The organism is Formosa agariphila KMM 3901 (assembly GCF_000723205.1).
Taxonomy (GTDB): domain Bacteria; phylum Bacteroidota; class Bacteroidia; order Flavobacteriales; family Flavobacteriaceae; genus Formosa; species Formosa agariphila.
The window spans coordinates 4222269-4228350 of sequence record NZ_HG315671.1 but is presented as its reverse complement, the minus strand read 5'-3'; the positions used below and the strand labels follow the sequence as shown (position 1 = coordinate 4228350).

At 32.7% G+C, this 6082-nt stretch carries 4 protein-coding genes; 1 reads left to right on the top strand and 3 read right to left on the bottom strand.

Annotation, left to right across the window (positions count from 1 at the left end):
* Nucleotides 1-47 precede the first annotated feature (47 nt).
* The 3 genes from dusB to BN863_RS17850 form a co-directional block, all read right to left on the bottom strand.
* A complete protein-coding gene (gene dusB / locus BN863_RS17860) occupies nucleotides 48-1043 on the bottom strand; it encodes a tRNA dihydrouridine synthase DusB (protein WP_038532927.1) in 996 nt (331 codons plus the stop codon).
* A 153-nt stretch (nucleotides 1044-1196) separates the two neighbouring features.
* Entirely contained in the window at nucleotides 1197-1574 is a 378-nt protein-coding gene (locus BN863_RS17855; RefSeq protein WP_038532925.1) for a carboxypeptidase-like regulatory domain-containing protein, read from the bottom strand.
* A gap of 79 nt (nucleotides 1575-1653) precedes the next feature.
* Nucleotides 1654-4065 (bottom strand): outer membrane beta-barrel family protein, encoded by a 2412-nt coding sequence (locus BN863_RS17850; protein ID WP_038532923.1) that lies wholly within the window; start codon nucleotides 4063-4065, stop codon nucleotides 1654-1656.
* Between the two features lie 167 nt (nucleotides 4066-4232).
* Here BN863_RS17850 and lepA point away from each other — a divergent pair, with 167 nt between their 5' ends.
* Nucleotides 4233-6029, top strand: a complete 1797-nt coding sequence (lepA, locus tag BN863_RS17845; RefSeq protein ID WP_038532921.1) for a translation elongation factor 4 — start codon at nucleotides 4233-4235, stop codon at nucleotides 6027-6029.
* The last annotated feature ends 53 nt before the right edge of the window (nucleotides 6030-6082 follow it).

Sequence of the window (6082 nt, the reverse complement as noted above, 5' to 3'; positions counted from 1 at the left end):
AATAATATTCTGAAAAAAATGCTGAATGTGATTAATATAAAATTTAGTTATTTGGTAAACTTATAATCAGAGAAGTCATTTAAAACGCTATCAAACGCATCAAAAACATCTTTTGAAGCATCGCTAGTTACCATACGCTGACGGTATTCTTTAAAATGAGGAATACCTTTAAAGTAATTTGTGTAATGACGTCGTGTTTCGAACACACCTAAAATTTCACCTTTCCAATCGATAGCCATTTGTAAATGACGTTTAGCAGCTTCTACGCGCTCTTCTATTGTAATAGGATCAAGATGTTCGCCCGTTTCAAAAAAGTGTTTTACTTGTTTAAAAAACCACGGATTGCCAATACTTGCACGACCAATCATACAGCCATCTAATCCATATTCATCACGCATTTTCATGGCTTTTTCTGGAGTATCTACATCGCCATTGCCAAAGACTGGAATATGCATTCTTGGGTTGTTTTTTACATCGGCAATAGGTCCCCAATCCGCATCTCCTTTATACATTTGTGCACGTGTACGACCGTGAATAGAAATGGCTTTACAACCTACATCTTGTAAACGTTCGGCAACTTCCATAATACGAATAGAATCGTGATCCCACCCCAAGCGTGTTTTTACTGTAATTGGTAAATGTGTACGCTTAACCATGGCTTCGGTTAAACTCACCATTAAATCGACATCTTTTAAAATACCTGCACCAGCGCCTTTAGAGACTACTTTTTTAACAGGACAACCAAAATTAATATCGATAATATCGGGTTTAGATTCGGTTACAATATCTACAGTTTGAAGCATACTGTCCAGATTAGCTCCAAAAATTTGGATTCCTACAGGACGTTCTTTTTCGTAAATATCCAACTTCATGGTGCTTTTTACAGCATCGCGAATTAATCCTTCACTAGAAATAAATTCGGTATAGACAACATCTGCACCTTGCTCTTTACATAATGCACGAAAGGGTGGGTCGCTAACATCTTCCATAGGTGCTAAAAGCAACGGAAAATCGGGAAGTTCTATAGTATCTATTTTAACCAAAATCTATTTTTTTAAGTGTGCAAAAATACTGAAATTGAGAGAATAAATACTATTATTTAATATTTTGTATATGTTGAGTTAAAAGCTAACCATTTAAATACGTATTAAAGAATTATATCTTTTTGTAAATAAATTCTAAAAACACACGTTTTGTTACGAAGGTTTTTTAACGTCATCATCATCTATAGTAACTTCAATTACTTTTAAGTTCTCTTCGGCTATCTCGTTTAAAATAACAGGTTTTAAATACATAACCTTATCTATAAGTAATTCTGTATTATACCCTGTGTATCCTACAAAACTAATTTCTAGATTATAAGTTCCAACGACTATGTTATCTACCAAGAAGAAGCCTTGGGTATTGGTTATTGTTCCAAATATTTTTGATTGATCTTCTTTGTCTACTAAAATTACATTTGCATAAGAAATTGGTGATTTGTGATCATCCAGAACCTTACCAGAAATTTTAATTTCTTGAGAGAAACAGAAATAAGAACAAAATAAAAAAAGAAATGTTAGTTTTAAAGACATAAAATAAAAAATGGTTGCTCAAAAATAACATAAATAATTTAAAGTCAATTATATTATAAATCAAGTAAATAGAATATTTTTAATGATCAGCACCTTCGTTGTTTAAACGGTTACGTTCGTTTAGCTCTTTTGCTTCTTTTTCGTTGGTTTTTAACTTCGTATTTCCGAAGTTATACCGCAACCCAAAACGTATCCATTGGTTATCGAATCTACTATAATAAGAGTTATCTTGGTTTAAATATTGATTTTTTAAAGTAAAATCTGTAGTTCTAAAAATATCGCTAGCTTTAAGTGAAACGACCCACTTTCCGTTATTAAAACTCTTTTTAACACCTAAATCGACTTGTGTTCTTGAAGAGACGTTAGACGATCCATTAATCATTGGCGATAAATACAACAAGGAAATTTCACCATTTAGACTACGGTCTTCCAAGAAAGAGAAAAAATTCATGACATTAGTATACATCGCCCAAGTTTCATTTGTTTCAGTAATACCTCCGCTTTGTTCCGCATTGAAATATGCTGTTTCATGAAAAATTGAATTTATAAAATATACTGACCAAAACGCTGTTATGGGTTTATAAGTCATAAAATCGAAACCATAATCAATAGATTTATCTAAATTAGTTGGCAAATAAATTAAACGATTACTATTATTATTTTGAAACACTAATTCATTTATTGGATCAATCTCATAACGATAATACACTTCAAAAGTATATGTACCTTTTAACGTATAAGACAATGTAGTTAAGTGCGAAATTGTAGGTTGTAAACTAGGGTTTCCTTGCAAATAAGCAAAATCGTTATAATAGTATTTAAACGGATTTAAAGATGCATAGGTTGGTCGTGCTATACGTTTACCATAAGATAAACCTAGACTGTGGCTTTCGTTAAAATCGTGAGAAACATTAAACGTTGGAAAAAGTTTAAAATAATCGAAACTATTACCTTTATCTATACTCCCAGTGGCTAATCCTTCTACATCGGTAAATTCACCTCGTAATCCTACAGAAATACTCCAGTTATCCCAATATTTAGAACTGTTTACATAAGCTGCATAATTCTCTTCGTTATAATTGAAAACACCGCTATTTATTTCGTCGTTAATAAATCTATCTTTGGTTGAATAAAATTGAGCGACATCACTATCTGAATCAATCGCTGAAAATTTTACACCAAAATCTAAAGCAACATCAGTATTTAAAGTCATACTGTAATCTAACTGCCCTGAATAAATTTTAGTTTTTTGATTAGATACAGAGTTAAACTCGTTCTGTCTTGAAATTACATGATTAACATCAAAATAGTCAGAATTTATATCTTGATACCTATCGTAATCGTAATTAGTGTGGTGTAAATTAACAGATAGAGTCTGCCCCGATTCTGAAGTGTGTACATAGTCTAAGTTGGCCGCTATATTTGTCTTAGAATCGTCTATATCATTTACAGAAACAAAAGAAGAATCTATAGCTTCTGTTTCCATAAGTCCATGACGTTTCCAATATGGCGTTACATTTACGTTTGCAGAAAAAGAAAGTACATTCGCATCATTAAATGTATAATCTATATTGGCATTCGCATTATGCGATTTCGATTTAGTATCTCTATTTCCTATGCTAGACCATTCGCCTACAATGGCATTGTTTTCAATAAAATTTACAGTACTCTCGTCGTAAAGATTTATTTCACGTTCTCCGTAAGAATAATTTGCGAAAATATTTAGTTTATCTGTTTTATAAAAATGGTTCATACCTACTTTAAAACGAGGATGTATACCTTGCGTATAGTTTGCATACAGACTCCCGTTGTAACCCGTAATTAGGTTTTTACTCATTTTAATATTGATAACAGCTGCACCTTCTGCATCGAATTTTGCAGGCGGATTGGTAATAACTTCTACTTCTTGAACATAAGTTGCATTTGTACCAGATAACAGAATTTGTAAATCTTCGCCAGATAAATACACCCTTTTATCATTAATTAAATAAATAATATTAGTGTTGTTTTTTACACTAATCTCATCATTCATAATTAAAACACCTGGAGTACTTTTTAATACATCCATCACACTACCCTCTGTTAACGAAGTTTGTTCAATATTAAACACAATTCGGTCCGATTGTTTTTTAAAGGTAGGTTGCTTAACTACAAGATTTACGGCATCTAAATTTTCAGCCGATTCTTGTAAAGTTATAGTATGTAAATCGAATACTTTAGTGAGTTCTAAAGTCGTTTCATAAGTAGTAAACCCAATAAAGCTGATCTCTAAAGTATATGTTGCTGGAGAAACCGATTTTATAACAAAGTGTCCATCATCGTTACTTACAGCACCATGAAGAATTTTGGAGTCTTCGCTATTTTTTAGAACCACATTAGCATATGCAATTGGTAAGTTTTGCTGATCTACAATTTTACCACGGACCTCAATGTCTTGAGAAAACGAAACAAAAGGGCACAATAAAATGAATAGCAATAACTTGGTTGGCATGAAATGGGTTTAGTAAAACAAATTTATAATAATTACTATTAAGACAATTACGGTAAAACCACATTATTTTAAGATTATTTTTCTTACATAAACTACATTTAAAAAAATGAATTTTGCTCATCTAAATCAACTATATTTGCAGATTAAAGCCAGGTATAATTTTCTTTATGAAGAACATCAGAAATTTTTGCATCATTGCACACATCGATCACGGTAAAAGTACATTAGCCGATCGTTTATTAGATTATACAGGTTCGGTGACCGAACGTGAAAAACAAAATCAGCTACTAGATAGTATGGATTTGGAGCGCGAGCGTGGTATTACCATTAAATCGCATGCCATCCAAATGGACTATATATACAAAGGAGAAGAGTATGTTCTTAACCTTATTGATACTCCTGGCCACGTTGATTTCTCTTACGAAGTGTCTCGATCTATTGCTGCCTGCGAAGGCGCCCTGTTAATTGTAGATGCAGCGCAAAGTATTCAAGCTCAAACAATTTCAAACTTATATTTAGCTTTAGAAAACGATTTGGAAATTATTCCTGTTCTTAATAAAGTAGATTTACCAAGTGCCAATCCAGAAGAAGTTACAGACGATATTGTAGAACTTTTAGGTTGTAATCCAGAAGATGTTATTCACGCTAGTGGAAAAACAGGTTTTGGAGTAGATAAAATTTTAGAAGCTGTTATTGAACGCATTCCAGCACCTAAAGGAGATCCAGATGGCCCGCTTCAAGCCTTAATTTTCGACTCGGTTTACAACACCTTTAGAGGTATTGAAACCTACTTTAGAGTTTTTAACGGTGAAATTAAAAAAGGACAAAAAATTAAATTTGTCGCTACAGATAAAGAATATTTTGCAGACGAAGTTGGAACTTTAAAACTGACTCAAGTTGCTAAGAAAAGTGTAAAAACTGGTGATGTTGGATACTTAATTACCGGAATTAAAACAGCAAAAGAAGTAAAGGTAGGAGATACAATTACAGATTTTGAAAGACCAACAACAAACATTGTTGAAGGTTTTGAAGACGTAAAGCCAATGGTATTTGCAGGTATTTATCCTGTAGACACCGAAGATTACGAAGAGTTACGTAACTCTATGGAAAAGCTTCAGCTTAACGATGCGTCTTTAGTATTCTTTCCAGAAAGTTCTGCGGCTTTAGGTTTTGGCTTCCGTTGTGGATTCTTAGGTATGCTTCACATGGAAATTATACAAGAACGTTTAGAGCGTGAATTTGATATGACGGTAATTACTACTGTACCTAACGTATCTTATAATGCCTACACAAACAAAAATCCAGACACACCGTTTATTGTAAATAACCCATCAGATTTACCTGATCCTTCTACAGTAAACAGAGTTGAAGAACCATATATTAAGGCAACTATTATTACTAAAGCAGACTTTGTTGGAAACGTTATGTCGCTTTGTATTGAAAAACGAGGAATGATATTAAACCAGACGTATTTAACACCAGAACGTGTGGAGTTAACATTCGATATGCCTTTAGCCGAAATTGTATTCGATTTTTACGACCGTTTAAAAACGGTATCTAAAGGATATGCATCTTTCGATTATCATCCAATTGGTATGAAAACTTCGAAATTAGTAAGACTTGATATTTTATTGAATGCACAAACCGTTGATGCACTTTCAGCTTTAATTCACGCAGATAATGCACAGAATATTGGGAAGAAAATGTGTGAAAAACTGAAGGAATTAATTCCTCGTCAGCAATTCGATATTCCAATTCAAGCTGCTATTGGAGCAAAAATTATTTCCAGAGAAACTATTAAAGCCTTACGTAAAGATGTAACAGCAAAATGTTACGGTGGAGATATTTCTAGAAAACGTAAACTTTTAGAAAAACAAAAGAAAGGTAAAAAACGTATGCGTCAAGTTGGAAATGTAGAAATACCTCAACAAGCATTTATGGCCGTTTTAAAATTAAACGACTAATAAAAAACATATATTTTAATGAAGAAAGACTGCCCATACTGGCAGTCTTTTTT